Genomic DNA, 26739 nt, shown 5'->3' with positions numbered 1-26739 from the left:
CGGGTGACTGCGGGCGCTGACCGCCGGCACGGGCCAACGGGAACGGCGGCGACCTCCTCGAAGGTCGCCGCCGTTACTGACCCGCTGGGCCCCGCCGACGCGTGTCGATCAGGCCCCGCCGTAATCAAATAATGATCTAGCTTTTGATCTAACGTCTTGGCCCGCTGAGAGCGGGGAGGCGAAGGCGGAAGGGTTCCGGCATACCGGTGTTGTATGCCGGGTTCCTGACAACGCGCGCATCGCCGCTCTCAGCGGGCCCCACCCACTAAGAGCCGTCGAAGTCGACGAGGGAGTAGGAGCGGAGCTTCTCCAGGCGGTGGTAGGAGTCGATCACGCGGGTCGTGCCCGACTTCGAGCGCATCACGATCGACTGGGTGTAAGCGCCGCCGGCCTTGTAGCGCACGCCCTTGAGCAGGTCGCCCGTCGTCACGCCGGTCGCGCAGAAGAACATGTTGTCCCCGCTGACCAGGTCGTCGAGGCCCAGCACCCGGTCCAGGTCGTGCCCGGCGTCGATGGCCTTCTGCTTCTCGTCGTCGTCGCGCGGCCACAGCATGCCCTGCATCGCGCCGCCCAGGCACTTGAGCGCCACGGCGGCGATGATGCCCTCCGGGGTGCCGCCGATGCCGAGCAGCACGTCGACCTCGCTGCCCTCCCGGGCCGCGCTGATCGCGCCGGCCACGTCGCCGTCGGAGATGAACCGGATCCGCGCGCCCGTCTCCCGGACCTCCTGCACGAGCTTGTCGTGCCGGGGGCGGTCGAGGATGCAGACCGTCACGTCCGACAGGCTGCCCTTCTTCGCCTTGGCGATCCGGCGCAGGTTCTCCGCCACGGGCGCCGTGATGTCGATGACGTCGGCCGCGTCGGGGCCCACCGCGATCTTGTCCATGTAGAAGACCGCCGACGGGTCGAACATCGCGCCCCGCTCGGTCACCGCCAGTACGGCGATCGAGTTCGGCATGCCCTTGGCCATCAGGGTGGTGCCGTCGACCGGGTCCACGGCGACGTCGACCTCCGCGCCGGTGCCGTCGCCCACGTGCTCCCCGTTGAACAGCATCGGGGCGTTGTCCTTCTCGCCCTCGCCGATCACGACGACGCCGCGCATCGGCACCGAATTGATCAGCAGCCGCATCGCGTCCACGGCGGCACCGTCGCCGCCCTCCTTGTCGCCTCGTCCGACCCAGCGGCCGGCGGCCATGGCGGCGGCCTCGGTCACGCGGACCAGGTCCAGGGCGAGGTTGCGGTCAAGCTCCTCGGTACGGCGGGCTCCGGACATCGGTGTCCTCCTCGTCGACGGGTGCAGCCGCTACATCACCAGGCGGGTAGCGCCGGGTGGTGGAACGGCCGAGCGATGCAACCTGAATCTTTTCACGTTGCCCTGGTCGGGCCGTGACTTGGGTCATCGGGGAGGATGGCGGGGTGAGTGAGACCAGCGAAACCGTGAGCGTTTTCTCCGGCGGGACGGCCGTCCCGGTCAAGGAGGCCCGCAAGACGCGCGGGGCCAAGGACCTGGCGTACTCCATGCTGGCTCTGCTCATCCCGATTGTCCTGATGCTGGTGCTCTACCGCTTTCTGGGCGGGGAGTCCCCGACGACCGTCGATCCGAGCGCGGCGTTGACCGACGCCCGGGCCCGCGCGTCGTACCAGGTGTGGGCGCCGTCCGGCCTGCCGTCCGGTTGGCGGACGTCCACCGCGAAGACCGCCCAGCAGGACGGGCACCTGGTGCTCCGGATCGGGTACGCCGGCCCGGACGGGGAGTTCCTGCAGCTCACGGAGTCCAGCGCGCCCCTCGACGGGGTGCTGAACTCCGCGGTGGGCGGCGGATCGACCCTGCTCGGCTCGGCGGAGATCGGCGGCAGGACCTGGCAGCGGTACTCCGGGGCCCAGGGCGTCAGCGCCGTCGTGCTCGCCGAGAACGGCCGGACGATCGTGCTCGCCGGCCAGGCGCCGGACGCGACGATGGTGGAGTTCGCGCGGTCGTTGAAGTAGCGCGTCAGTCGGACGTGCGGCGCGCGGCGTCCAGGCGTTCCCGGGCCCCGTCCAGCCACGTCTGGCACACCGTCGCCAACTTCTCGCCCCGCTCCCACAGGGCCAGCGACTCCTCCAGGCTCGCCCCGCCGGCCTCCAACTGCTCCACGACCTGGGCCAGCTCGGCCCGGGCCTCCTCGTAGCTGGGCTGTGCGCTCATCTCTCCACCTTCGCGGCCAGTTCGCCTTCGTTGAGTCGGATCCGGAGGGTATCGCCGGGCGCCACCTCGTCGGGCGCCCGGACCACGTGGCCGTCGGCGCGCTGGACGATCGCGTACCCCCGTTGCAGGGTCGCCGCCGGGGACAACGCCCGCAGGCGCGCCAGGGTGTGGCCCAGTTCGTTGCGCGCGTTGTCGATCCGGTGCGCCACCACCCGGGCCGCCCGGTGCCGCAGCGCGTCGACGTCGGACTGCCGGCCGTCGACGATCACCTCCGGCCGGGCCAGGACCGGCCGGGACCGCAGGGCGGTGATCCGGTGCTGCTCGCGTTCCAGCATGGTGCCGATGCCCCGGTCCAGCCGGGTCCGGGCGATCGCCAGGCCGCGCAGCTCCTCGGTGAGGTCCGGCACCACGCGCTTCGCGGCGTCGGTCGGGGTCGCGGCCCGCACGTCGGCCACGAAGTCCACCAGCGGGGTGTCCGGCTCGTGGCCGATCGCGGAGATCACCGGGGTACGGCACGCGAACACCGCCCGGCACAGCGCCTCGTCGGAGAACGGCAACAGGTCCTCGACGCTGCCACCGCCCCTGGCCAGGATGATCACGTCCACGGTCGGGTCGTCGTCCAGCGTCTTCAACGCCGCGATGATCGCCGGCACCGCGCTGCCGCCCTGCACCGGCGTGTTGATCGTGACGAACTCCACGGCCGGCCACCGCCGCTCGGCGACCATGTGCACGTCGCGCTCCGCGGCGCTGGCCCGGCCGGTGATCAGCCCGACCCGGTTCGGCAGGAACGGCAGCCTGCGCTTGCGGGCCCGGTCGAACAGCCCCTCGGCGGCCAGCAGCTTCTTCAGCTTCTCCAGCCGGGCGAGCAGCTCGCCCAGGCCGACCTGGCGCATCTCGTCGGCGGCGAGGGAGAACGTGCCCCGGGCGGCGTAGAAGTTGGGCTTGGCGTGCACGACGACCCGCGCGCCCTCGGTGAGAGGTGGGTCACAGGAGTCCAGGACAGCGCGGCGCGCGGTGACCTGCAGGCTGACGTCGGCGGACGGGTCGCGCAGGGTGAGGAACACCATGCCCTGACCGGGCCGGCGGGAGAGCTGCGCCACCTCGCCATCCACCCACACGGCACCCAACCGGGCGATCCACTCCGCGATCTTGCTACTGACGACCCGGACCGGCCACGGCTCCTCCGGGCTGCTCCTGGGCGCGGTCACGCCGTCTCGTTACGCTCGATGGCGGGGCGGCCGTCAATGCCCTCACTGCGTCCGGTCATGGAGCAAGCCTACGATGGGGGAGTGTCCGATCCTGTGAAGCGTGTCCTGCTCGCCAAGCCCCGTGGTTACTGCGCCGGGGTCGACCGCGCCGTGGAGACGGTCAAGGAGGCTCTCGCGCTGTACGGGGCGCCGATCTACGTGCGCAAGGAGATCGTGCACAACCGGCACGTCGTGCAGACGCTGCAGGACCAGGGCGCGATCTTCGTGGAGGAGAACGACGAGGTCCCCGAGGGCGCGACCGTCATCTTCTCCGCGCACGGCGTCGCCCCCGTGGTCTACGAGGAGGCCCGGCAGCGCAACCTCCGCGCCATCGACGCCACCTGCCCGCTCGTGACCAAGGTGCACAACGAGGCCAAACGCTTCGCGTCCGAGGGGTACGACATCGTGCTCATCGGCCACGAAGGCCACGAAGAGGTCATCGGCACCATGGGTGAGGCCCCCGCCAGCATCCAGCTCGTCGACGGCCCGGCCGGCGTCGACGCCGTCGAGGTCCGCGATCCGGCCAGGGTCGTCTGGCTGTCCCAGACCACGCTGTCGGTGGACGAGACCATGGCGACCGTGGCGAAGCTGCGCACCAAGCTGCCGCTGCTGGTCTCCCCGCCGTCGGACGACATCTGCTACGCCACCCAGAACCGCCAGCTCGCCGTCAAGGAACTGGCCCCCGAGTGCGACGTCGTCCTCGTCGTCGGCTCGACCAACTCGTCGAACTCCGTCCGGCTCGTCGAGGTGGCCGTGGACGCGGGCGCCCGCGCCGGCTACCTCGTCGACTACGCGCACGAGATCCGCGAGGAGTGGCTGGAGGGCGCGACCACGGTCGGCCTGACGTCCGGCGCGTCCGTGCCCGACGAGCTGGTCATGGACGTGCTGGCGTTCCTGGCCGAGCGGGGGTACGCGGACGTCACCGAGTTCGAGACGGCCGAGGAGCATCTGACGTTCTCGCTGCCGCAGGAGCTCAAGCGCGACATGCGCGCGGCGGGCCGCTGACCGCGACCCGCCCGGTGCGCCACTGACCGAGGCGCTGTCAGCCGCTGACCGGCCAGCAGAAGCCGCAGGTCGGGCCGCTGGTCGGCTGCCACCGCAGGGTCATGTTGCCCCAGTGCTCCGTGACGGCCAACGGAATCCGGTCGCCGATCACGGGTGCGGCCGCGGTGCCGTTGGGCCAGGTGACGGCGAAGCACGCGAGCCTGGTGCTCGGCGCCGTGGCCAGGCAGACCGCGTCGGCCGTCGTGGGAGCCTCGACGTGCACCCCCGCGAACTGGTTGCCGTTCGTCAGATCCGCGTAATGGTCGGCCCAGCCCGAGGTGTCCTGTCCGTTGCTGAAGGTGACGACGGTGAAGGATTCGAGTTCGCCCGGCGTGTGGCACGGCGTCACGGTGCCGGCCACGGACAGGTCCCAGTAGCCGGCGGAGACCTGCTGGCCCACCGTGATCGAGTACACGTCGCCGGTGACCACTGGCCTGGGGCACTTCATCCACTGCGGTTGAGGGACGGACCCGCTCGCCGTGGCCTGGCCCGCCATGCCGAGCATCGCGAGGGAGAGGGCGGCGATAGTGCCGACCAGCCGGGACTTCCAGGTCATTGTTCTGGTTCCTTTTCCGTGGTGCGGGGCGTGATGGTCTGCGAGCCGAGGACCAGACCCAGTTGGAACCGGTTCTGGACCCCGCACCGACTCATCAGGTCGCTGATCGAGTACGCGATGGTCCGGACGCTGATCCCGAGCTCCGCCGAGACGCTGGCGTCGGTGTGGCCTTCGGTGAGCAGCGCGATGATCGCCGCCTCGCGGGGGGTGAGGACGATGTCAGGGGACATGGGTTGCTCCGGCGGGAGGGCTTTGTCCCAATAGGTATGGAACAGTTCGACCAGTCGTGCCACGGCGGCGGGCGCGGTCACTTCCAACGCGCCACGGCTGACCCGGGCCGGATCGATCGGCAGGATCGCTGTTCGCCGGTCCATGATGATGATCCGGGCGGGCAGGTGCGCGACCTGTCGGTAGTGGTTGAAGCTGTGGGCGGCCATTTCGGCGTGCAGGGCCCGCGACGCGTCGCCGACCCCGGACGGCACGCCGATTCTCCGCGCCAGGATTCCGCGCCGGGCCAGGTCGCGGTCGTTGTCGGCTCCCGCCCGGACGGTCTGCGCGTCGAGAACCGCCTCGGGCATGATGGCCAGCGCCTCCTGCCGCGTCCGCGGGGTGAGCTCGCCGAGCCGGGCCTGCACCTGACGCCAGCCGTTGAGTGTCACCACGGCCTGGGGCGCGGACATGTCGGGATGGTTCATGATGTCGGCCAGGTCGAGGCCGGTGAGCTGCCGGCGGAGAAGGTGCCGGGCCTGGGCGGCCTGCAGTTCCCGGTCCCGCAGCGAGGTCACCACGGCGTCCGGTCGCCGGCCCCGCCAGATCTGGACAGGTCCCGTGGGCGATGCCGTCCGTTCGGGCCGGGCCGCCCCGACGGAGTTGAGTTCGTCGAGCGCGATCCGGACCCTGTTGGCCGGCAGGCCCAGCGATCTGCTGAGTACTCCGATCACGCTCGGTCCACATTCGGTCAGGGTGCGAAACACCAGATCTGCGGTGGGAGAAATGCCCCACCTCGTCAACGGAGGCACTGTGACCCGTGGCACCACCAGCTCATTCCGATCCCCCATGGTTCAGGATCCTGCCGGTGAACAGCCCCGGGGACAACGCCCTTTCGGTCGGCTGCCCGTCGCCCCCCGTAACAACTCGGCGACGGGCTGCCTTCCGGGGAACAGCACATCAGCTCGGGGCGTCCAGGTCAGGGGGTGGTCCGGTTTGTCCGCGCAGATTGCAGGATCATGCAGTGGCCGGTCCGCGCCGGTGGGCAAACGCGAACACGGCCGGCCCGATCCCCGGCGGTCCGTGCCAGACGAGCTGGTCATGGACGCGCTGAAGGCCAGGCCGACCGTGGTCAGCTATGTGTTCGACACACCGCCGTCGCGGAAACCTGAATGCGGCGGGCCTACTAGTCGTTGCTCGGCTCAGTCCAGCAGTAGACGCAGCCCGGGTCCGTCGGGTTGGTCGAGCCGTCGATCGCCGCCGGCATCTGTACGCGCGGGTCGGTGCCGGGGACGTGTGCGCCCTCGGTCGCCTGGCCGGCGGCGTTCCAGACGACCTCGATGCAGTCGAGCTTCTTGTCCTGCGAGGCCAGGAGGCACACGACAGTGGTGCCCGGCTTGATGGTGAACTCGGTTCCGTACCGGTCGGTGTCCGTGATGAAGTGGTACGGCGTCCCATAGGCGGTCAGGCCACCCCAGTCGGTGCGGCTGCCGTAGCCGGCGAGAGCGAAGACATACGACCTGGGAGTGGCGCAGGGCTTGATCGTGCCCTGGGTGAGGAGGAGCATCGAGCCGGTGGTGGCGGTTCCGGACGGGCAATCCAGAAACGCCGTGTAGCCGGCGACGGGCTGGTTGACCACCGCGTGTGCCGGAGTCGTCATGCTCACGGCGAGCAAGGAGCCGGCGGCGACCGCCAAGAGTGTCCTCAGTCGTGCTGTCATTTCTGCTGTTCCTTCTGGATAGTCGTCGGTCGGGCGCCCTGCGCGCCCAGCACCATGCCGAGCTGGAATCGGTTCTGTACGCCGTATCGGCTCATCAGGTCGCTCAACGTGTACGCGATCGTGCGCACGCTGACCCCGAGCTGCTCGGCCGTCTTCGCGTCGGTCTGGCCGGTGGCCAGCAGCGCGATGATCGCCTGTTCGCGGGGTGTGAGGGGCAGGTTGGCTGGCATGGGCCGCTCCGGAGCCTTGGCCCTGCTCCAGTACTGGAGGAAGAGCCCGACCAGTTGGTCCACCACGACGGGCGCCGTCACTTCGAGCGCCCCCTTGCCGAGGATGGCGGGGTCGATGGGGACGATCGCGGTGCGGCGATCGATGATGAGGATCCGGGCGGGAAGCTGTGGTAGTTCGCGGTATTTCGTGCCCAGCGCGATCATCTCGTAGTGCAGCGACAGCGAGGCGTCACCCACTCCGGCCGGCACGCCCAGCGACAGCGTCGAGACGCCACGCTGCGCGGATGCCCTCTCCAGTGGCGCCCCGGCCCGGACGGCACTCTCGGGAAGCACCGGCTCAGGGTTGAGGACCATTTCCTCCGTGCGCGCCGTCGGGGCCAGTTCGACGAACCGGGCCCGGACCTGGGCTAGTCCGTACAGTGGCCGGACGGCGTCGGCGGCCGTCAGATCAGGATGGTTCATGACATCGGACAGGTCCAGCCCGCTGAGCCGCTGGCGGAGCAGGTGTCGGGCCTTGACCGCGTGCACCGTGCGCTCCCGCAACGATGTCACCACCGCCTCGGGTTGCCCGCCGCGCCACACCCGGACCGGGCCGGTCGGCGTCGCCATCCGCTCGGGTCGGGCGGCCCCGACAGAGTTGAGTTCGTCGAGGGCTATCCGGACCCGGCGGGTCGGTAACCCCAGCGATTTGCCGAGTACTCCAATCACGCTCGGTCCACATTCGGTCAGGGTGCGGAACACCAGGTCGGCGGTGGGCGAAACGCCCCACCGGGTGAGCGGAGGCACCGCCGCACGTGGCATCACCAGCCGATTCAGATCCCCCATGACTCAGAATCTTGCCGGTGGCGAGCCCCATAGGCAATGCCCTTTCGGATGGCTGCCCGTCGCCCCCCGTTACAACTTGGCGACGGGCTGCCTTCCGGTGAACAGCACACCACCGGCGCGGGCCACAGTCAGTGCCGTGCCCGAATTGTCGGTCCGGATTGCAGGAACATGCAGCCGCCGATAATCAGTTGCGGATCCACCCGGGACAGGGCACTGTTGCGTCGGGTCCTGTTGTCGACCGATCGGAGTGGCCCGTTGATCCTGTAATCCGCCGGATGCGCTGAGCCGTTGGTGCTCGCCCCGTTGTCGGATTAGAGGTCTCTTTTTTCAGCCTCTGGCGCATCCATGCCGTCTGTCCATTTTCTGGTACCGGTGTGCGGAGGCTCGTATGTTAAAAACCCTTTCCCTCAGCAAGACCTTCGACGGTGAGCCCCTGTTCACCGACCTCAACCTCACCCTGGGCCGGGGCGACCGGGTCGGCGTCGTCGGCCCGAACGGCGCGGGCAAGTCCACTCTGCTGCGGATCCTGACCGGGGCGGAACGGCCGACGACCGGGCAGGTGGAGTACTCGCCGGGGCTGCGGCTCGGCTACTTCGCCCAGCAGGTACCGGATCCGGGTCTCAGGGTGGGTGATTTTCTCCGTGGCGACCTCGGTGCGCTGGCGGCGGAGCTCGACCGGCACGCGAGGACCCAGGACATGGCGAGCTACGGCGCGGCCCTGGAACGGTGGGAGGCGTTGGACGGCTGGGGCTTCGAGGCCCGGCTGACCGACGTCCGCCAGCGGCTCGGCGTCGACCACCTGCCCGACGACCGGCCGCTCGGTCGGGTCAGCGGCGGCGAACAGGCCCGGCTGATGCTGGCCGGGGTGCTGCTCACCGAGCCTGACCTGCTGGTGCTCGACGAGCCGACCAACCACCTCGACGCCGACGGCGCGGCGTGGCTGGGGGAGTTCCTCGCGGCGTTCGCTGGCGGGGTGCTCGTGATCAGCCATGACCGGGCGTTCCTGGACGCGTTCGCCAACCGGATCTACGAACTGGACGGCATCCACGAGGAACTCCAGGTGTACGAGGGCGGCTACACCGCCTACCGCGCCGAGAAGTCCCGGCGCTGGCAGCGGCTGCTGCTCGACTACGAGGCGCAGGAGAAGTACCGGGTGAAGCTGGAGGAGGAGATCGCGAAGATGAAGGAGAAGTCCCTCGCCAACGAGATCGCCAACCCGCGGGCCCCGCACAAGCGGCGGATCGCCCGGATGGTGGCCCGCAAGGCCGTCGTCCGGCAGCGCCGGTTGACCAGGCAGCTCACGTCGGCCCGGTGGATCGCCGAGCCGTCGACCCGACCGGCTCTGACCCTGGCCTTCCCGGCGGAAGAGGGACCGGTGCTGCACGCCACGGATCTCGCGGCCCCGGGGCTGTTCGAGGGGCTGGACCTGGTGCTGGAGGCCGGCGACCGGCTGCTCGTCACCGGGCCGAACGGCGCGGGCAAGACGACGCTGCTGCGGCAGTTGGAGTCCGACCGGGCCATGCTGCTGCCCCAGGTGCACGACGAGCTGCGCACCGACGTGGCCGTGCTCGACTACTTCCGGGCGCACGTGCCGGTGTATGTGGACGAGGCGGAGTCGCTGCTCACCGGGTACCTGTTCGGGCCCGACGAGTGGGGTGCGGCGCTGCGGACCCTGTCGGCGGGGGAGCTGCGGCGGCTGCTGCTGGCCGTCATGGTGAACACGCCGGGGCGGGTGCTGCTGCTCGACGAGCCGACGAACTACCTCGACTTCGACATGCTCGACGTGGTCGAGGAGGCGTTGCGGGCGTTCGAGGGGACGCTGGTGCTGGTCACCCACGACTCCTACTTCGCGGAGGCGGTCGGGGTCACCCGGCGCCTGGAGCTGGGGGCGGGGCGGGCGGTGCTGGTCTAGCCGGGCCCGGGTGCCGGGCCCGGCACCCGCCCCCGGCGGCCGGCTCAGGCCCGGCGTTCCAGTGGGATGAGGTGGTCGTTCTCGCTGGCCACCAGCTCGGGGGACTGGAGCTGGCGCGGGGTGGACTCCACCTGGCCCGGGGTCTCCAGCACGTCGCCGGAGACCCCGAGGTCGGCCAGCTTGCGCGCGCTCACCAGGACCCGGGACTCCAGAGACCCGACCGCTTTGTTGTACGCCGTCACGGCCCCGCCCAGCGAAGCGCCCACCTTCCCCAGGTGGCTGCCCATCGTGGCCAGCCGGCTGTAGAGCTCCTTGGCCACCCGGTGCACGTGCATCGCGTTCGCGGCCAGGGCCTCCTGCCGCCAGGCGTACGCGATCGTGCGGAGCAGCGCCACCAGCGTCGCGGGCGTGGCCAGCACGATGTTGCGGGCGAACGCGTGCTCCAACAGCACCGGGTCGTGCTGCAGCGCCGCGTCCAGGAACGCGTCGGCCGGAACGAACAGCACCACGAACTCGGGGGAGTTGTCGAACGCCGACCAGTACTCCTTCGCGGCGAGGGAGTCCACGTGCGCGCGGAGCTGGCGGGCGTGCCGGGTCAGGTGCCCGGCGCGCTCGGCGTCGTCGCGGGACTCCATCGCGGACAGGTACCCGCTGAACGGGACCTTCGCGTCCACCACCACCTGCTTGTCCCCGGCGAGCCGGACCACCATGTCCGGCCGCAGACCGGTGCTGGTCGTCACCTGTTCCGAGAAGTCGCAGTGCTCGAGCAGCCCGGCGGCCTCCACGATCCGGCGCAGCTGGTGCTCGCCCCACCGGCCCCGGACCTGCGGCGCCCGCAGCGCCGCCACCAGCTGGCTGGTCTCGGTGCGCAGCTGGTCGGACACGACGGCCATCTGGCCGACCTGGGTGCGCAGCTGCGCGTACGCGTCGAGCCGGTCGTGTTCGAGCTCGGCGACCCGCTGCTCGTACCGGGCCAGGCTCTCGCGGAGCGGGTCGACGATGTGCGCGAAGCTCTCCCGCTGGGCGCGCGCGGCGTCGGCCGTCAGCGCCCGCAGCGACTGTTCGAGCCGGCCCTCGCCGTCGCGGGCAGCGGCCAGCCGGCCGGTCTCGGCTGCGGCCCGGGCCCGCGCGGCGAACCAGCCCAACGCGACACCGATGCCGAGACCCAGCAGAAGCAGCACAATCTCCATGCACCGAGGATGCACCATGTCTCGGGTACCTTCGAGGAGTGGGACTTCTTATTGCGCTGGTGTTGCTCGCGGTCGTAGCAGGGGGCGTCGTGTGGATCTTCGGTAAGCGGAAGAAACAACAGCTCGCGGACGCCCGCGAGGAGGCCCAGAGGTGGCACGAGCGCCTCGGTGGCCAGGTGATGAACCTGGCCGGCACGGACGACCCGACCCGTCAGGCGCTGCTCGACGCCAACGAGCGGTACAACGCGGCGGGCAGCCAGCTGTCCCGGGCCACGTCGGTCCGCCAGTTCGAGCTCGCCGGGGACACTGCGCTGGAGGGCCTGATGTACGTCAAGGCCGCCCGGATCGGCCTCGGTTACGACCCGGGGCCGGACCTGCCGCAGCTGTCCACCCAGCGGCGCACCGGCGTGATCACCAAGGAGCGCGAGGTCGAGGTCGCCGGTGAGACGCTGCGCGCGGGGCCGCAGTACGGGCAGCAGACGCCCTACTACTACCCGGGCGGCATGGTCAACGGCCGGCCGGCCCCGGGCGGGTGGTATTCGACCCCGTGGTGGAAGACGGCCCTCGTGGCCGGGGCCGGCACCCTCGGCACCATCCTGATCATGGACGCGCTGTTCAGCCCGGCGTTCGCGGACCCGGGCTACAGCGCCTACGGCGACGGGTACGGCGACGGCTACCAGCAGGGCCTCGAAGCCGGCCAGGACCAGGGCGACTGGGGCGGCGACCCCAGCGACGGCGGCGGCCAGGACATCGGCTCGTGGTCGGACTCCGGCGGCGGTGGCGACTGGGGCGGCGGCGGGGACTGGGGCGGCGGGGGCGACTTCGGTGGCGGCGGGGACTTCTAAGAACTTGATCTAAGGCGCAGTGGCCCGCTGAGAGCGGGGAGGCGCTGTGCATGTTGGCACGCCTCCGGCACGACAACGCGCGCATCGTCGCTCTCAGCGGGTCCAATCACACCAGGGAATCCGCCCACTGCGAGTGCAGCGTGGCGTACCGACCACCATCCGTGATCAGCTCCGCCGGTGACCCGTCCTCCACGATCCGCCCCGCCTCCAGCACCAGCACCCGGTCCGCGATCTCCACCGTCGACAGCCGGTGCGCGATCACGATCGCCGTGCGGTCCGCGAGGATGGTGCGCAGCGCCCGCTGCACGGCCCGCTCGCTCGGGATGTCCAACGAACTCGTCGCCTCGTCGAGGATCAGCACCGCCGGGTCGGCGAGGAACGCCCGCGCGAACGCCACGAGCTGCCGCTGCCCCGCCGACAGTCGGCCGCCGCGCTTGCGGATCTGGGTGTCGTACCCGTCGGGCAGCCCGCGGATGAACGTGTCCGCCCCGATCGCGGCGGCGGCCTCCTCGATCTCCGCACGGGTCGCGTCCGGCTTGCCGAAGGCGATGTTGTCGGCGATCGAGCCGGTGAACAGGAAGTTCTCCTGGGTCACCATCACCACGGCCCGGCGCAGGTCGTCCGTGCCGATCTGGCGCAGGTCGACGCCGTCCAGGGTCATCGTGCCGGCCGTCGGGTCGTAGAACCGGGACACGAGCTTGGCGATCGTCGTCTTGCCGGCTCCGGTCGCGCCGACCACCGCCACGGTCTGGCCGGCCGGGATGTCCAGCTCCAGCCGGTGTAGCACCGGGCGGTCGGGGCGGTAGGCGAACTCGACCTTCGAGAACCGCAGCGCGCCGTGCGCCGCCGGCAGCGGGGTGGGCTCGGTGGGCTCGGGGACGCCGGGCTTCTCGTCGAGCACCCCCGAGAGCTTCTCCAGGGCCGCGGTCGCCGACTGCAGCGAGTTGTAGAACTGGGCCAGCTCCTGCATCGGGGCGAAGAACCGGCGCAGGTAGAGCAGGAACGCGGCGAGCACCCCGACGTCGGCGTGGCCGTGCAGCACCCGGTAACCGCCGTAGGTGAGCACCACGGCCGTCGTCACGTTGCCGATCAGTTGGATGCCGGGCGCGTAGACCGCGATCAGCCGGAACGCCTTCTTGCTGGTGTCGCGGTACTCCTCGTTCACCACGTCAAAGATCTGCTGGTTGCGCGGCTCGCGGCGGAACGCCTGCACCGCCCGGATCCCGCCCATCGACTCGACGAAGTGGACGATGACCAGGGCGATCTTCTCCCGGGTCCGCCGGTAGGCGATCACCGACTGGCGCTGGAACCACGCCGACAGCAGCAGCAGGAACGGGAACGAGCCGAGCGTGGCCAGGGCCAGCGGCCAGTCCATCCAGATCAGCACGCCGGCGACGCTCACCACGGACAGCACGGCGAGCACCAGGTCGTCGATGCCGCCGGACACCAGCTCGGAGATCGCGTCGATGTCGCTGGTGGACCGGGCGATGACCCGACCCGACGTGTACTTCTCGTGGAAGCCGACCGACAGCCGCTGGAAGTGGTCGTACACGCGGCGGCGCAGGTCGTAGACGATCGACTGGCCGATCTTGCCGGACAGGAAGAGGAAGCCCCGCTTCGTCGCGTACTCCAGCGCCACGGCCACCGCGAACGCCACCCCGACCGCGATCACGGCCTGCGGGCCCTCGCCCCGGACCAGTGGCGGGATGCCGGTGTCGATCCCGATCTTCACCAGGTACGGCCCGGCCATGCCCGCGAAGTTCTGCACGAGCAGCAGCACGACGGCCAGCCCGATCATCCTCCGGTGCGGGCGGACCAGAGAGCGCAGCAGCAGCTTGCTCCGCAGGCGCAGCTTGCGCACCGACTCGCGGTCGGTGCTCTCGGCGGCGGTGCGCTCCGCGTCCTCCTCGGCGGCGACCCCGCGCCACTGGGTGACATCGATACTCATCGCACGCTCTCCGTCTCGTCCGCGGCGGAGGCCAGCACGGCCCGGTACTCCGGGACCGTCGCCAGCAGCTCCGAGTGGGTGCCGACGGCCACGATCCGCCCGTCGGCCAGCAGCGCGACCCGGTCGGCGAGGGCCACTGTCGACGGCCGGTGCACGACGAGCAGGGCCGTCGTGCCGGTGAGGACCTGGCGCAGCGCGTCCTCGACCAGGGCCTCGGTGTGCACGTCGAGCGCCGACAGCGGGTCGTCGAGCACCAGGACCCGGGGCCGGCCGAGCACGGCGCGGGCCAGGGCGAGGCGCTGGCGCTGGCCGCCGGACAGGGACAGCCCCTGCTCGCCGACCCGGGTGGCCAGGCCCCAGGGCAGGTCGAACACGAACTCGGCCTGCGCGACCCGCAGCGCCTCGGCGACGTCGTCGTCGGTCGCGTCCGGCACGCCGAGGGTCACGTTCTCCCGGACGCTCATCGAGAACAGGGTCGGCTCCTCGAACGCCATCGACACCGACTGGCGCAGCGAGTCCAGGGTCAGGTCGCGGATGTCGGTGCCGTCCAGGGTGATCCGGCCGGCGGACACGTCGTACAGCCGGCCGACCAGGGACACCAGGGTGGTCTTGCCGCAGCCGGTCAGCCCGACGAGGGCCACGGTCTCCCCGGGCCGGATGTCGAGGTCCACGCCGCGCAGGATCTGCTGGTCGACGCCCGGGTAGCCGAATCGGACGTCCTCGAAGCGCAGGTGCCCCTCGACGTCGGCCGGCGACACCTCGCGGGCGTCGGGGCGGTCGACGACCGTCGGCACCGTGTCGAACACGTCGTAGAGCCGGTCGGCCCCGGTCATCGCCTCCTGGCCGTTCGCGATGATCCAGCCCATCGTCTCGATCGGCCAGACGAGCATGAGCTGCAGGGACACGAACGCGACCAGGCCGCCGATGGTCATGTGGCCGGCGGACACCGCGTACACCCCGGCGACGAGCACGACGCCCAGCGTCACCCCGGACACCGAGTCGAACGTCGGCGAGAACCGCGACAGCATCCTGGCCCGGTCGATCGCGGTGTTGCGCAGCGAGCCGGAGGCCTGGTCGAACCGGTCGGCCATGAACCTGTGCCGGCCGAAGGACTTGATCGCCCGGATGCCGACCGCCGACTCCTCGACCAGGGTGGCCAGGTCGCCGCCCTGGTCCTGGACCCGGCGCGACATCGTGATGTAGGTGCGGCTGAACCGGCGACTGGTCAGGAACAGTGGGATCGCCGACAGGGCGACGAGGACGCCCAGCGGCCAGTACAGCTGGAGGAGCAGTATCACCACCGTCACGAACGTGGCCGTGTTGACCACGAGGAAGATGATCCCGAAGGCGAGGAACCGGCGGATGATGCCCAGGTCGCTCGTCGCCCGGGACAGCAATTGGCCCGACTGCCACTGGTCGTGGAAGGACACCGGAAGCCGTTGCAGGTGCCGGTAGAGGTCCGAGCGGATCGCGGCCTCGATCCGCAGGGTCACGCCGGACTGGGTCCACCGGCGGATCAGGATCAGCGCGGACTCGACGACGCCGAACGCCAGGGCCAGCAGGCCGAGCCAGAGCAGGCCGGCGGAGTCGCCGTGCCGGATGGGACCGTCGACCACCCGGCGGACGAGGAGCGGGACCATGATGCTGGTGCCGACACCGAGGAGGCCTGCGAGCACCATGAGCGCCATGACCGGCACGTACGGCCGCACATACTGCCGGAGGCGCCACAGATTGTGTAAGGAGCGGACTGGTTTCCTGGGAGTAACGTCATCAGTCGGCACAGCCCGACGATAGTCCCGTCCGGCCGCGCCGCGCTGTCCCTTTTTCACGCCTCCGAGTGTGAAACCTCAACTTTGGTTGATGGCAAGGGTGAAGTAGGAGGTGATGGCCTCGGTCGCGGCCCGCAGCGGCTCGGTGGACACCCCGTCGTCCTGGCCGTCACCGTACGTGGCCGTGGTCAGCACGAGCCACGCCCCGACCGCCTGGGGTGGCACGACGACGTTGTCCCCGTCCGCCGAATACTGGATCTTGTACTTGCCCGCGTCGGCCCCGAGCCGCCGCGGCCCGAGCGCGAGCCCCTTCAGCGCCGGGTGCAGGGGCGTGAGCCGCTCGGCCAGCGCCTGGGCAGCGGCCGGATCGGCGAGCCGGACGGCGGCCAGGGTGACGACGATGCCGTCGCCGTCCCTGGTGAACGCCGCCCGCAGCGCCTGCCGGCAGCCCGATTCCTTCAGCGCGGCCTGGACCTGCTCGGAGACCGGGGCCCCCGGCGTGTACCCCGCGATCTCGAGGCAGTCCTTCCCGTCCGACTCGGCGACCCGGCGCTGGTCGACGCCGCCGGCCGCGAACGTCACCGGGAACAGCCGGGTGACGCCGCGCGACCGCGGCATCGCGGTGACGACCACCCCACCGGCGAGGATCAACGCCGCGAGTGTGAGCGCGGCCACTCTGAGTCTGGACACGACACTTTCTTACCTGATCTGAGCCTCGTGGTGAAGTAGCTGTTCCTTCACTTTCAGTCCCCAGCGGAAACCGCCGAGGCTCCCGTCGGTCCGGATCACGCGGTGGCATGGGACAAACAGGGCGACAGCGTTGCGGGCGCACGCCTGCGCCGCCGCCCGCACCGCCGCCGGCCGGCCGGCCAGGGCGGCGAACTCCGAGTACGTCACCGGGGTGGTGACCGTCCGCAGGACGTCCCAGGCCGCGCCGATGAACTCGCCGCCGCGCTGGCGCACCTCGACCTTGTCGATCGCGGTGACCTCGCCCTCGAAATACCGGTCCACGACCGTGTTCAGGTCGCCGAGGTCGGCCCGCTCGCGCAGGTCCCCGGAGGGTCTGAGCTTCGGGTGTACCTGCGGCCACAACTCGCCGAGATCGGTCGTGAACCCGCTGGTCAGCACCACGCCGTCGACATCGACGACGAGGGTGAACGGGCCGGCGGGGGTCGGGATCACTGTGTAGTCCATGACAGCCTCCAGAGGTGCAGCATCGCGTAGGAGCGCCAGGGGCGCCACCGTTCCGCGTGGGTCGGTAGGTCGGTGATGCCGAGCCGCTCGGCGGTCCGGCGGATGACGAGGTCGGTGTCGAGCAGTACGTCGGGGGCGCCGAGGGCCCGCAACGCCACGTAGCCGGCCGTCCACGGTCCGATGCCAGGGATGGCCAGCAGTGCCCTCTCGGCGGCGTCACGGTCCGCTCCGGGCTCCAGGTCCACGTCGCCGTCGACCACGGCCTGAGCGAGCGCGCGCAGGGTCTCCCTACGTTTCACAGGCATCGAGAACGCCTCGTCAGGCAGCTCCAGGAGGGCCGGGGCGTCCGGGAACAGGCCGTCGCGGACCAGCTTCGCCGCCACCCCGCACGCCGCGGCGACGGAGATCTGCTGGCCGACGATCGCGCGGACCGCGACCTCGAAGCCGTCCACGGCGCGCGGGATCCGGATCCCCGGGTTGTCGCGCACCGAGCCGGCCAGCACCGGGTCCGCGGCGAGCACCGCGTCCACGGCGGCCGGGTCGGCGTCGAGGTCGAGCAGCCGGCGGCAGCGGGCCACGGCCGGGGCCAGGTCCCGCAGGTCGGCCAGGGTCAGCGTCGCCAGCACGTGCCCGTCGGCCGGCTCCAGCTCCACCCGGCCCGTACCGTGCGGCAGCCGCAACGACCGGGAGTACGTGCCCTCGGTGGACTCCACCCCCGCGACGGCGTGCCCGACGAGGAAGTCGAACATGCCCTTCGCGTCGAACGGCTCCCGGTACGGCAGCTTCAGGCGCAGGCCGCCAGGGCCCGAGGCGCGCTGGTCGCGGCGCAGGTGGGAGGGCGCCACCGCGTACACCTCGCGGATCGTGTCGTTGAACTGCCGGATGCTGCCGAACCCGGCCGCGAACGCGATCTCGCCCAGGCCCAGGTCGGTGTTCTCGATCAGGGTCCGCGCCGTGCGGGCCCGTTGCGCCCGGGCCAGCGCGAGCGGGCCGGCGCCCAGTTCGGTGGTGAGCAGCCGGTTGAGGTGCCGCTCGGTGTATCCGAGCCGGCGGGCCAGCCCCGGCACCCCGTCGCGGTCCACCACGCCGTCGCCGATCAGGCGCAGCGCCCGACCGACGAGGTCGGCCCGGACGTCCCAGTCCGGGGAGCCGGGCGAGGCGTCCGGGCGGCAGCGCATGCACGCCCGGTAGCCGCCGCGCTGGGCCGCCGCCGCCGAGGGGTAGAAGGAGACGTTCTGCCGTTTGGGCTTCACCGCCGGGCAGCTCGGCCGGCAGTAGATGCCCGTCGTGCGCACGGCCAGGATGAAGCAGCCGTCGAAGCGCGCGTCGCGCGTCTCGATCGTCCGGTAGCACTGCTCGAAATCCAGGTCCACGTGACCATGATGCCCCCGGTCAGGGGCCGCGGCTCGCGGAAAACGGACGTGGACGTGACCGGTTATTTTTGGGACATGGCCAACATCGTGTACGACCGCAAGGAGCAACTGTCCCAGATCCAGAGCGGGCTGATGCCCGGCGAGGAGATCATCGCGGTGTACGACGCGATCGGCGTCGGCACGGGCTTCATCGGGCTCACCAACCGCCGGGTGATCATCCAGGACAAGTCGTTCGTGGGGAAGAAGGTGGCCATCACCTCGATCCCGTACTCGAAGATCTCCAGCGTCAGCGTGGTCAGCAACAAGTCCTGGGCGGGGTCGTACTTCTCGACCGGCTCCATCGCCGTGCACGTGGGGACGCACACCTACGAGATCGACTTCCGGGGCGCGGACAAGTCCCAGCACGCCCACAACGTGATCCTGCACTACATCGCCCGGTGACCGGGCGGCTCGACGTTGCGGGGCCCTGCCCCGCTGGGCGGTGCCGATGCGCGTCGGGGGAGGGACACGGTGTAACCGTCTGATCTTTGGTTGTCGGGTTGTCAGGGCATCGAGACCGTGACGGGGAAGGGCCAGTCGAGGGTGGCGGACTCGCCGGGTCGCAGAACCCTCTCCTCTGTGTACTCCGAACCCTGGAGCCGGTAGACGTGCAGCACGCCGGTGCGCTCGATCCGCCAGTAGGCCCGGATACCGGCGAACGCGTAGGCCTCGTGCTTGCCGGTCCGGTCCACGCCCTTGGTCCCGTCGGACTCGACCTCGACGACCAGTGCCGGGGTGACGAGGTTGTACGCCCGGTGGGCGCCGGGAGCCTCGGGGGACAGGACCAGCAGGTCCGGGATGAGTCGGTCGTCGTCGATGGCGATGCCCAGGCTCCAGTGCACCCGCCAGCCGTGCGGGGCGGCGGCCCGCAGCGCGTCGTGCGCCCACGCGCACCAGGACTGGTGCTCCTCCGAGGCCGCCTTGGTCACGAGCAGTTTGCCCCGCAGGATCTCGTACCGGTCGTCGGTCCGGGGAAGGGCCGAGAGGTCCTCGGGGCGCCAGCGTCGAGTGATCAACGCGACTGCCTCCCTACCGGCCTCGGGGGTGATCCGGTCAAAGTCCCACACGCGTTGCGTCATCGACGACACCTCCTCCGAAGGTATATACACGGCCGTAGTGCGGGGCGTGGCACCCCGTAGACTCGGTCACCGTGAGTCTTCAAATCGGGATCGTCGGCCTGCCCAACGTCGGCAAGAGCACCCTGTTCAACGCGTTGACGAAGAATAATGTCCTCGCCGCGAACTACCCTTTTGCCACGATTGAGCCGAATGTCGGCGTGGTCGGCGTGCCCGACCCCCGGCTCGCCGAGCTGGCCAAGATCCATAGCTCGCAGAAGCTGCTGCCGGCGACCGTGGACTTCGTCGACATCGCCGGCCTGGTCCGGGGCGCGTCGAAGGGCCAGGGCCGGGGCAACGCGTTCCTCGCGAACATCCGCGACGCCGCCGCGATCTGCCAGGTGGTCCGCGCCTTCTCCGACCCGAACGTCGTGCACGTCGACGGCAAGGTCTCGCCGGCCGACGACATCGAGACCATCAACACCGAGCTGATCCTTGCCGACCTGCAGACCCTGGAGAAGGCGCTGCCCCGGTTGGAGAAGGAAGCCCGGATGCAGAAGGACAAGGTCCCGGTGGTCGCCGCCGCCAAGGCCGCGACCGAGCTGCTCAACGACGGCACCACGCTGTACGCGGGCGCGAAGGCCAAGGGCATCGAGACCGAACTCCTCCGCGAGCTGCACCTGCTCACCGCCAAGCCGTTCCTCTACGTGTTCAACGTCGACGAGACGGAACTCGGCGAGGAGGAGTTCCTCCAGTCGCTCCGCGACCTGGTCGCCCCCGCCGAGGCGATCTTCCTCGACGCGAAGATCGAGTCCGAGCTGATCGACCTGCCCGAGGAGGAGGCGCGCGAGCTGCTCGAGTCCGTCGGCCAGCACGAGCCCGGCCTGAACCAGCTGATCCGGGTCGGGTTCGCCACCCTGGGGCTGCAGACGTACCTGACGGCCGGGCCCAAGGAGGTCCGCGCCTGGACGATCCCGATCGGGGCGACCGCGCCCGAGGCGGCCGGCGTGATCCACACTGACTTCCAGCGCGGCTTCATCAAGGCCGAGATCGTGTCGTACGACGACCTGATGGCCGCCGGCTCGATGAACGCCGCGAAGGCCGCCGGCAAGGTGCGCATCGAGGGCAAAGAGTATGTGATGGCCGACGGCGACGTGGTCGACTTCCGGTTCAACGTCTAGGGCGCGCCCGGCACGCGGGTCCGCCGGAAGGGCGGCCCGGGTGCCTCAGGCGGTGATGTCCCAGTCCGGGGCCAGGACCGACGGCTTCCAGGACGGGTCGGGCCTGAAGTCGACCAGGGACCCGTCGAACGGATAGGCCCCCGCCTCGGCGAGTGCCACGAGCCGTTCGCCCTCCGCCCGGATCCCGGGGGCCTCGGCCGCGGTCCAGTACGCCCGGTGTCCGGTGCGCTCGGCGAACTCGTCCTCGTCCTTCCACGCCCAGGACCTGTCGGGCTCCACGCGGACGTCGAGCGCGAAGTCGGTGGCGTCCAGTCCGCCGGACCAGCGGACGGCTGGCGACTCGAGGTTCACGTACCAGCCGAGGAACGTGCCGGCCAGGTCGAAGAACCACCAGATCGAGTGCGCGACGCCCGGCGGGGTGAGGATCAGGACGTTGGTGTCCCGCCACGGTCGGGGGCTCAGCATGGTGGGGACGGCGGACCGCTCGGCCAGGGTCATCCTGCGGATCAGGTCCCCGGCCAGCGTGGTGCGGACCATGGTCTCGGAGCCCGCCGCCGTCCAGGTCAGGACGCCGCGCTCGTCGTCGCTGACGACCCGGGCGGTCTGGGCCCAGGCGATCCTGCCGTCGCGGTGCACGTCCCGTCGCAGGATGTCCTGTCCGGTTTCGAAGGTCATCGGGCGAGCCTAGGCCGGGATGTCGGCCACCCGCAGCCCCGAAACCACCCACAGCCTCGCCGCCGCCCGCAGTTCCTCAGCCACCACAGCCTCGCCGCCACTCACCGCCGCCCGCAGTCCCGCCGCGACCTGTCCGGCCCACCGGGACCGGTCTGACGCGCGCCCCGACCTCTCCGCAGACACAAAACTGGCCCGGTTCGCGTGAGCGAACCGGGCCAGTCTCATAAGCCCTTAGATCGGGCGGATGTTGTCCGCCTGCGGGCCCTTCTGGCCCTGGGTGATCTCGAACTCAACCCGCTGGTTCTCGTCCAGGCTACGGTAGCCGCTGGTCGCGATGGCGGAGAAGTGAGCGAAGACGTCGGCGCCGCCGTCGTCGGGAGAGATGAAGCCGAAGCCCTTCTCCGCGTTGAACCACTTGACAGTGCCCTGAACAGCCATGTTTTTCCTCTAAATCTTGTGGGTTCCGCTTCTGCGCGGATCCCGGTTACTCACGCACCGCAGCGGCCATATAAGAAAACAAAACGCCTGTGGTCACTTCCCACAGGCGCACATGAATCTCATGACAACTGAATGCGTAACACGGCAACGGTAGCACGTCCCCAGCCGAAGTGGTGAGGTTTGTGGCCGCGCATGTCAGAGGCCCGGGACACCGCGTGTGAACAGGGCATGAACCTCACTCGGTGACCGCTCGGTACGCCACGTCGATGCGTGCGGCGAGGGCCACCTCGGAGGTCGTCAACACGCCGTCCGGGCTCCGGAGTCGGATATGCGTCTGTCCGTCGGCGCGCCGGATCTCCGGGCGCAACTGGAGCGCGTCAGCGAACACCTTCACGCGCTCGGTGAGGTCGGCGTGCTGGGCCTCGTTCAGGGGGAGTGAGCGCTGGATGTGGTCGGCGTCCCCCCGCCAGCCGTCGAGCTGGGAGAGCGCGTCACGCAACGCTGCGCGATCGAGCGGGTGAACGGTCCACCTCCGGTGTTGTGGGTTCGTGACCCAAGGGACGTCCCAGGTACATCAGCGGTGCCTAGAGTCTTCAGGTCACGGCCACCTGTGTCTACGGACACAAATTCGGCACGTCCGGATGTTCCGGACGCGGCTGCACAACAATCTTTCGCGGGATCTGGCACTCTTGGGCCCCGTGCAGAGTGAACCCGTGCTTCAGCTGATCGTCGGTGCGGCAATTGTCAGGGATGGTCGGGTGCTGGCCTGTGCCCGCGCCGAGCCTCCGGAGCTGGCCGGCCGGTGGGAATTCCCTGGTGGCAAGGTCGAACCCGGGGAACTCGAGGTCGACGCCCTGCTCCGCGAGATCGACGAGGAACTCGCCGTCAAGGTGGAGGTCGGCGAGCGGGTCGGCCCCGATGTGCTGCTCCCGCACGGCAAGGCCGTGCTCCGGGTCTGGCTGGCGAGTCTGGTCGAGGGCGAGCCGCAGGCCGTCGAACACGAGGAGCTGCGCTGGCTGGCCGCCGGCGAGCTGGACAGCGTCGACTGGTTGCCGGCGGACGCGCCGATCGTCGAGGCGCTCAGGGGGTACCTGGTGCCCTGACCGTCCGTGACCGTAGCGCCACCGCTGGCGTGCCCTTGTCCGTCGGGCTCCGGGCAGCCCCGCACGTCGCTCGCCGTCCGGCGAGGTCATCCGCGCCCTGGTTCCGCGCGCGGGCTCAGAGGGTGCGACCGGCGCATCCTGGTGCCGCCGATGCCCATCACCGATGGCCGCGCCGAGCCTCCCCGGTGCGGTGACACGGGAGCCCGGGGTGGCCGTCAGACCTCACAGGGAGTAGCGACGGTCCGGCCGCCGGGTGACGCGCCGGGTCGAGGCCACAGATCAAACGCATCATCCGATTACGGAGGGGTCCGACCCGGGTTCCATCGGCGACCCCTCGCCGAACGGCACGGCGGCCCACCCCGACCCCCTGGCGAACGCCGGCCGGCCTGACCGCGAGGTGCCTCGGCAGGTGGCTGTCGCCCATCCCACCCGACCGCGAGCGGCTCCGCGTCGGTTCCCTGCGCCGCCCGATCAGAGGAGCCCGGACGCCGACGGCCCCACCTCCACTGGGGAGGCAGGGCCGTCGACAGTGCGGTGCTAGCTGTTGGCCTCAGACCTGCGGAAGATCTTCGAACCCAGCCACACCAGCGGGTCGTACTTGCGGTCCACGGCGCGTTCCTTCATCGGAATGATCGCGTTGTCCGTGATCTTGATGTGCTCGGGGCACACCTCGGTGCAGCACTTCGTGATGTTGCACATCCCGAGGCCCTGCTCCTCGACCGCGTAGTCCTTGCGGTCGGTGCGCGCGTCGAGCGGGTGCATGTCCAGCTCGGCGGCGCGGATGAAGTACCGGGGGCCGGAGAAGGCCTCCTTGTTGTCCTCGTGGTCGCGGACCACGTGGCAGGTGTTCTGGCACAGGAAGCACTCGATGCACTTGCGGAACTCCTGGGAGCGTTCCACGTCGATCTGCTGCATCCGGTAGTCACCCGGTGCCACCCCGACCGGCGGCGCGAACGCCGGGGTCTCGCGGGCCTTCTCGTAGTTGAAGGACACGTCGGTCACGAGGTCGCGGATCACCGGGAAGGTGCGCAGCGGCGTGATCGTGACCGTCTCCTCCTCGGTGAAGGTGGACATCCGGGTCATGCAGCCCAGGCGGGGCAAGCCGTTGATCTCCATGGAGCACGAGCCGCACTTGCCGGCCTTGCAGTTCCACCGGCAGGCGAGGTCGGGGGCCTCGGTGGCCTGGAGGCGGTGGATGATGTCGAGGACGACCTCACCCTCCTTGACCTCGATCTCGAAGTCCTCCAGCTGACCGCCGGTGTCGTCGCCACGCCACACCCGGAACTGGCGCTTAGTTGCCATCGGTGAGCCCCTCCAGTTCCTCGGCGGTCATGTACTTCTTCAGCTCGGACGTGTCGAACAGGCTCAGCAGCTCGTGCGGCATCGGCGGCAGCGGCTGCGGGTTGAGGGCGACCTTGTCGCCGTCGAGCGAGCAGATCAGGTTGACCTTGCGCCAGTTGGCGTCCATCTTCCCGAAGTCCTCGCGGGTGTGCCCGCCCCGGCTCTCGGTGCGTTCGAGGGCCGCGCGGGCCGTGCACTCGGAGACCACCAGCATGTTGCGCAGGTCGAGGGCCAGGTGCCAGCCCGGGTTGTACCGCCGGCCGCCGGTCGCCTTGACCCGCCCGACCTTCTCCCGGATCACGGCGAGCCGCTCGATCGCCGACTCCAGCTCCGCGGCGGTGCGGATGATGCCGACCAGGTCGCCCATGACCTCCTGCAGCTCGTGCTGGAGGGCGTAGGGGTTCTCCCCGTCGTTGCCGAACGGCGACAGGGCGTGCGCGACGGCGGCGTCCACATCGGCCTGCGCGACCGTGGCGGGGCCGTGGGCCGTGGCGTGCGCCGCGGCGTGCTCGCCGGCCCGCTTGCCGAACACCAGCAGGTCGGACAGCGAGTTGCCGCCGAGCCGGTTGGAGCCGTGCATGCCGCCGGACACCTCGCCGGCCGCGAACAGGCCGGGAACGCGGGCCTGCGCGGAGTCGGGGTCGACCTCGACGCCACCCATTACGTAGTGGCAGGTCGGGCCGACCTCCATCGGCTCGGCCGTGATGTCGACGTCCGCCAGCTCCTTGAACTGGTGGTACATCGAGGGCAGCCGCTTGCGGATCTCCTCGGCGGGCAGTCGGCTGGCGATGTCCAGGTACACGCCGCCGGCCTTCGTGCCGCGCCCGGCCTTGACCTCGGAGTTGATCGCCCGGGCCACCTCGTCGCGGGGCAGCAGCTCCGGGGGCCGCCGGTTGTTGTCCGGGTCCTTGTACCAGCGGTCCGCCTCCTCGGGCGTCTCCGCGTACTGCTTGCGGAAGACGTCCGGGACGTAGTCGAACATGAACCGCTTGCCCTCGGAGTTCTTCAGGATCCCGCCGTCACCGCGCACCGACTCGGTGACCAGGATGCCCTTGACCGACGGCGGCCAGACCATGCCGGTCGGGTGGAACTGGAGGAACTCCATGTTGACCAGGGTGCCGCCGGCCCGCAGCGCGAGCGCGTGCCCGTCGCCGGTGTACTCCCACGAGTTCGACGTGACCTTGTAGGACCGGCCGATCCCGCCGGTGGCCAGGATGACCGCCGGCGTCTCGAAGAGCAGGAACTCGCCGGACTCGCGGACGTACCCGAAAGCGCCCGAGATCTTTCCGTCGGTCAGCAGCAGCTCGGTGATCGTGGTCTCGTGGAACACCCGGATGTGCGAGTCGTAGTCACCCGTCGCGGCGAAGTCCTCCTGCTGCAGGGACACGATCTTCTGCTGCAGGGTGCGGATCATCTCCAGGCCGGTGCGGTCGCCGACGTGCGCGAGCCGCGGGTACTCGTGCCCGCCGAAGTTGCGCTGCGAGATCTTGCCGTCCGGGGTGCGGTCGAACAGCGCGCCGTAGGTCTCCAGTTCCCAGATCCGGGCCGGAGCCTCCTTGGCGTGCAGCTCGGCCATCCGGTAGTGGTTCAGGAACTTCCCGCCCCGCATGGTGTCCCGGAAGTGCACCATCCAGTTGTCCTTGGAGTTCACGTTGCCCATCGAGGCAGCCGCGCCTCCCTCGGCCATGACGGTGTGCGCCTTGCCGAACAGCGACTTCGAGATGATCGCCGTCTTCTTGCCGGCCAGTCGCGCCTCGATGGCCGCGCGCAGACCCGCGCCGCCGGCGCCGATCACGACCACGTCATATTGGTACTTCTCAATGTTGGTCATTTATCCCACGAACCTGAAGTCGGTGATCCACTTGGCGGCGACGGCCATCACGTAGAAGTCGGTGAGCGCCAGCGTGGCCAGGGTCGTCCAGGCCAGGCCCATGTGCCGGGTGTTCAGCTTGGACACGAAGGACCAGGCGCGGTAGCGCACCGGGTGCTTGGAGAAGTGCTTGAGCCGGCCGCCCATGATGTGCCGGCAGGAGTGGCATGAGGCGGTGTAGGCCCACAGCGCGATCACGTTGACCCAGAGCACCACGTTGCCGAGGCCGAAACCGAAACCGTCCGGCGAGTGCATCGCGACGACGGCGTCCCAGGTGTTGATGAGGGAGATCGCGACGGCGGCGTAGAAGAAGTACCGGTGCAGGTTCTGGCCCAGCAGCGGGAACTTGGTCTCGCCCTTGTAGTTCTTGTGCCCGTCCGGCACCGCGCAGGCTGGCGGCGACAGCCAGAAGCTGCGGTAGTACGCCTTCCGGTAGTAGTAGCACGTCAGCCGGAAGAGGAGCAGGAACGGCAGGGTGAGCGCCGCGTACGGCAGCAGCGGGTGGTCCGGCAGGAACTGTCCGAACTCCGAGGACGCCTTGACGCACCCGTGCGACACGCACGGCGAGTAGAACGGGGTGAGGTAGTGGTACTTGTCCACCCAGTAGTTGTCCTGCTGGAACACCCGGACCGTGGCGTAGGTGACCCACGCGACGAGTCCGAGGACGGTCAACAGTGGCGCCAGCCACCAGCGGTCTGTCCGCAACGTCTTGGCCGCGATGGCGGCCCGTGGCCGCGGCGGCGTCGTTGCCGTAGTCGTCATTCCCTGCGCTCCCTGAGATTCAGCGCTTCC

At 70.1% G+C, this 26739-nt stretch carries 25 protein-coding genes and 2 pseudogenes; 7 read left to right on the top strand and 20 right to left on the bottom strand.

All coding sequences use genetic code 11. From position 1 onward, the window contains the following. Positions 1 to 265: 265 nt before the first annotated feature. Complete coding sequence (glpX, locus tag IW245_RS25015) at positions 266 to 1273, bottom strand: class II fructose-bisphosphatase (RefSeq protein WP_197005604.1); 1008 nt, start codon at positions 1271 to 1273, stop codon at positions 266 to 268. Between the two features lie 143 nt (positions 1274 to 1416). Here glpX and IW245_RS25010 point away from each other — a divergent pair, with 143 nt between their 5' ends. Further along, positions 1417 to 1986, top strand: coding sequence for a DUF4245 domain-containing protein (locus IW245_RS25010; protein ID WP_197005603.1), 570 nt, complete (start codon positions 1417 to 1419; stop codon positions 1984 to 1986). Positions 1987 to 1990: 4 nt separating this feature from the next. Here IW245_RS25010 and IW245_RS25005 read toward each other — a convergent pair whose 3' ends face one another. Together IW245_RS25005 and xseA are read right to left on the bottom strand one after the other, a co-directional pair. Next, positions 1991 to 2185: an exodeoxyribonuclease VII small subunit gene (locus tag IW245_RS25005; protein ID WP_197005602.1), complete on the bottom strand. Its 195-nt coding sequence runs from the start codon at positions 2183 to 2185 to the stop codon at positions 1991 to 1993. After that, the gene (gene xseA, locus IW245_RS25000; RefSeq protein ID WP_197005601.1) at positions 2182 to 3393 is read right to left on the bottom strand and encodes an exodeoxyribonuclease VII large subunit; all 1212 of its coding nucleotides are present in this window, start codon (positions 3391 to 3393) and stop codon (positions 2182 to 2184) included. The genes IW245_RS25005 and xseA overlap by 4 nt, the downstream gene beginning before the upstream one ends. A 57-nt stretch (positions 3394 to 3450) precedes the next feature. Here xseA and IW245_RS24995 point away from each other — a divergent pair, with 57 nt between their 5' ends. After that, positions 3451 to 4437, top strand: a complete 987-nt coding sequence (locus IW245_RS24995) for a 4-hydroxy-3-methylbut-2-enyl diphosphate reductase (protein ID WP_197005600.1) — start codon at positions 3451 to 3453, stop codon at positions 4435 to 4437. Between the two features lie 37 nt (positions 4438 to 4474). Here the strand turns inward: IW245_RS24995 and IW245_RS24990 are convergent, their stop codons facing one another. From IW245_RS24990 to IW245_RS24975, 4 genes are all read right to left on the bottom strand, one after another. Continuing rightward, positions 4475 to 5032, bottom strand: coding sequence for a hypothetical protein (locus IW245_RS24990; protein WP_197005599.1), 558 nt, complete (start codon positions 5030 to 5032; stop codon positions 4475 to 4477). Then, positions 5029 to 5973 carry a helix-turn-helix transcriptional regulator gene (locus tag IW245_RS42345; RefSeq protein ID WP_197005598.1) on the bottom strand — a complete coding sequence of 315 codons (945 nt, stop codon included), beginning with the start codon at positions 5971 to 5973 and terminating at the stop codon, positions 5029 to 5031. The genes IW245_RS24990 and IW245_RS42345 overlap by 4 nt, the downstream gene beginning before the upstream one ends. Before the next feature lie 452 nt (positions 5974 to 6425). Next, positions 6426 to 6959, bottom strand: a complete 534-nt coding sequence (locus IW245_RS24980; RefSeq protein ID WP_197005597.1) for a hypothetical protein — start codon at positions 6957 to 6959, stop codon at positions 6426 to 6428. Further along, a complete protein-coding gene (locus IW245_RS24975) occupies positions 6956 to 8014 on the bottom strand; it encodes a helix-turn-helix transcriptional regulator (protein WP_197005596.1) in 1059 nt (352 codons plus the stop codon). Before IW245_RS24975 ends, IW245_RS24980 begins: the two co-directional genes overlap by 4 nt. A gap of 388 nt (positions 8015 to 8402) precedes the next feature. Here IW245_RS24975 and IW245_RS24970 point away from each other — a divergent pair, with 388 nt between their 5' ends. Continuing rightward, the gene (locus IW245_RS24970) at positions 8403 to 9926 is read left to right on the top strand and encodes an ABC-F family ATP-binding cassette domain-containing protein (RefSeq protein WP_197005595.1); all 1524 of its coding nucleotides are present in this window, start codon (positions 8403 to 8405) and stop codon (positions 9924 to 9926) included. A 44-nt stretch (positions 9927 to 9970) separates the two neighbouring features. On the opposite strand, the gene IW245_RS24965 is transcribed toward IW245_RS24970, so the two are convergent. Continuing rightward, positions 9971 to 11116 (bottom strand): DNA recombination protein RmuC, encoded by a 1146-nt coding sequence (locus tag IW245_RS24965; RefSeq protein ID WP_197005594.1) that lies wholly within the window; start codon positions 11114 to 11116, stop codon positions 9971 to 9973. 38 nt (positions 11117 to 11154) lie between these two features. Between IW245_RS24965 and IW245_RS24960 the strand changes: the two genes are divergently transcribed. Next, on the top strand, positions 11155 to 11961 hold the full coding sequence (locus IW245_RS24960) for a hypothetical protein (RefSeq protein WP_197005593.1): 807 nt from the start codon (positions 11155 to 11157) through the stop codon (positions 11959 to 11961). Between the two features lie 106 nt (positions 11962 to 12067). Here the strand turns inward: IW245_RS24960 and IW245_RS24955 are convergent, their stop codons facing one another. From IW245_RS24955 to IW245_RS24935, 5 genes are all read right to left on the bottom strand, one after another. Then, positions 12068 to 13909, bottom strand: a complete 1842-nt coding sequence (locus IW245_RS24955) for an ABC transporter ATP-binding protein (protein WP_197005592.1) — start codon at positions 13907 to 13909, stop codon at positions 12068 to 12070. After that, the gene (locus IW245_RS24950) at positions 13906 to 15690 is read right to left on the bottom strand and encodes an ABC transporter ATP-binding protein (protein WP_372445236.1); all 1785 of its coding nucleotides are present in this window, start codon (positions 15688 to 15690) and stop codon (positions 13906 to 13908) included. Before IW245_RS24950 ends, IW245_RS24955 begins: the two co-directional genes overlap by 4 nt. A gap of 66 nt (positions 15691 to 15756) precedes the next feature. Next, a complete protein-coding gene (locus IW245_RS24945; RefSeq protein WP_197005590.1) occupies positions 15757 to 16368 on the bottom strand; it encodes a hypothetical protein in 612 nt (203 codons plus the stop codon). A gap of 9 nt (positions 16369 to 16377) precedes the next feature. Next, positions 16378 to 16872: a methylated-DNA--[protein]-cysteine S-methyltransferase gene (locus tag IW245_RS24940; RefSeq protein ID WP_197005589.1), complete on the bottom strand. Its 495-nt coding sequence runs from the start codon at positions 16870 to 16872 to the stop codon at positions 16378 to 16380. Continuing rightward, positions 16857 to 18245 carry an AlkA N-terminal domain-containing protein gene (locus IW245_RS24935; RefSeq protein ID WP_197005588.1) on the bottom strand — a complete coding sequence of 463 codons (1389 nt, stop codon included), beginning with the start codon at positions 18243 to 18245 and terminating at the stop codon, positions 16857 to 16859. Before IW245_RS24935 ends, IW245_RS24940 begins: the two co-directional genes overlap by 16 nt. A gap of 75 nt (positions 18246 to 18320) precedes the next feature. Here IW245_RS24935 and IW245_RS24930 point away from each other — a divergent pair, with 75 nt between their 5' ends. Beyond that, positions 18321 to 18686 carry a PH domain-containing protein gene (locus IW245_RS24930; protein ID WP_197005587.1) on the top strand — a complete coding sequence of 122 codons (366 nt, stop codon included), beginning with the start codon at positions 18321 to 18323 and terminating at the stop codon, positions 18684 to 18686. Between the two features lie 101 nt (positions 18687 to 18787). Here the strand turns inward: IW245_RS24930 and IW245_RS24925 are convergent, their stop codons facing one another. After that, positions 18788 to 19363 carry a Uma2 family endonuclease gene (locus IW245_RS24925; RefSeq protein ID WP_197005586.1) on the bottom strand — a complete coding sequence of 192 codons (576 nt, stop codon included), beginning with the start codon at positions 19361 to 19363 and terminating at the stop codon, positions 18788 to 18790. A 71-nt stretch (positions 19364 to 19434) separates the two neighbouring features. Here IW245_RS24925 and ychF point away from each other — a divergent pair, with 71 nt between their 5' ends. After that, the gene (gene ychF, locus IW245_RS24920) at positions 19435 to 20520 is read left to right on the top strand and encodes a redox-regulated ATPase YchF (protein WP_197005585.1); all 1086 of its coding nucleotides are present in this window, start codon (positions 19435 to 19437) and stop codon (positions 20518 to 20520) included. 45 nt (positions 20521 to 20565) lie between these two features. Here ychF and IW245_RS24915 read toward each other — a convergent pair whose 3' ends face one another. The 3 genes and pseudogenes from IW245_RS24915 to IW245_RS24905 form a co-directional block, all read right to left on the bottom strand. After that, complete coding sequence (locus IW245_RS24915; RefSeq protein WP_197005584.1) at positions 20566 to 21195, bottom strand: ribonuclease FAU-1 family protein; 630 nt, start codon at positions 21193 to 21195, stop codon at positions 20566 to 20568. A 231-nt stretch (positions 21196 to 21426) separates the two neighbouring features. Continuing rightward, complete coding sequence (gene cspE, locus IW245_RS24910) at positions 21427 to 21633, bottom strand: transcription antiterminator/RNA stability regulator CspE (RefSeq protein ID WP_197005583.1); 207 nt, start codon at positions 21631 to 21633, stop codon at positions 21427 to 21429. A gap of 235 nt (positions 21634 to 21868) precedes the next feature. Beyond that, positions 21869 to 22138 (bottom strand): annotated as a pseudogene (locus IW245_RS24905) (4a-hydroxytetrahydrobiopterin dehydratase); the annotation flags it as partial. Between the two features lie 217 nt (positions 22139 to 22355). On the opposite strand from IW245_RS24905, the gene IW245_RS24900 reads away from it, so the two are divergent. Continuing rightward, on the top strand, positions 22356 to 22736 hold the full coding sequence (locus IW245_RS24900; protein WP_231400187.1) for a (deoxy)nucleoside triphosphate pyrophosphohydrolase: 381 nt from the start codon (positions 22356 to 22358) through the stop codon (positions 22734 to 22736). 549 nt (positions 22737 to 23285) lie between these two features. On the opposite strand, the pseudogene IW245_RS24895 reads toward IW245_RS24900, so the two are convergent. The 3 genes and pseudogenes from IW245_RS24895 to sdhC form a co-directional block, all read right to left on the bottom strand. Further along, positions 23286 to 24038: pseudogene (locus IW245_RS24895) on the bottom strand (succinate dehydrogenase/fumarate reductase iron-sulfur subunit); the annotation flags it as partial. Continuing rightward, positions 24028 to 25908 carry a fumarate reductase/succinate dehydrogenase flavoprotein subunit gene (locus IW245_RS24890; RefSeq protein WP_197005579.1) on the bottom strand — a complete coding sequence of 627 codons (1881 nt, stop codon included), beginning with the start codon at positions 25906 to 25908 and terminating at the stop codon, positions 24028 to 24030. The pseudogene IW245_RS24895 and the gene IW245_RS24890, both read right to left, overlap by 11 nt. After that, positions 25909 to 26709, bottom strand: coding sequence for a succinate dehydrogenase subunit SdhC (gene sdhC / locus IW245_RS24885; RefSeq protein WP_197005578.1), 801 nt, complete (start codon positions 26707 to 26709; stop codon positions 25909 to 25911). Positions 26710 to 26739: the final 30 nt, after the last annotated feature.

This window comes from Longispora fulva (assembly GCF_015751905.1).
Taxonomy (GTDB): domain Bacteria; phylum Actinomycetota; class Actinomycetes; order Mycobacteriales; family Micromonosporaceae; genus Longispora; species Longispora fulva.
Note: the sequence above shows the minus strand (reverse complement) of the source record. Positions and strands in the feature narration are given on the sequence as shown.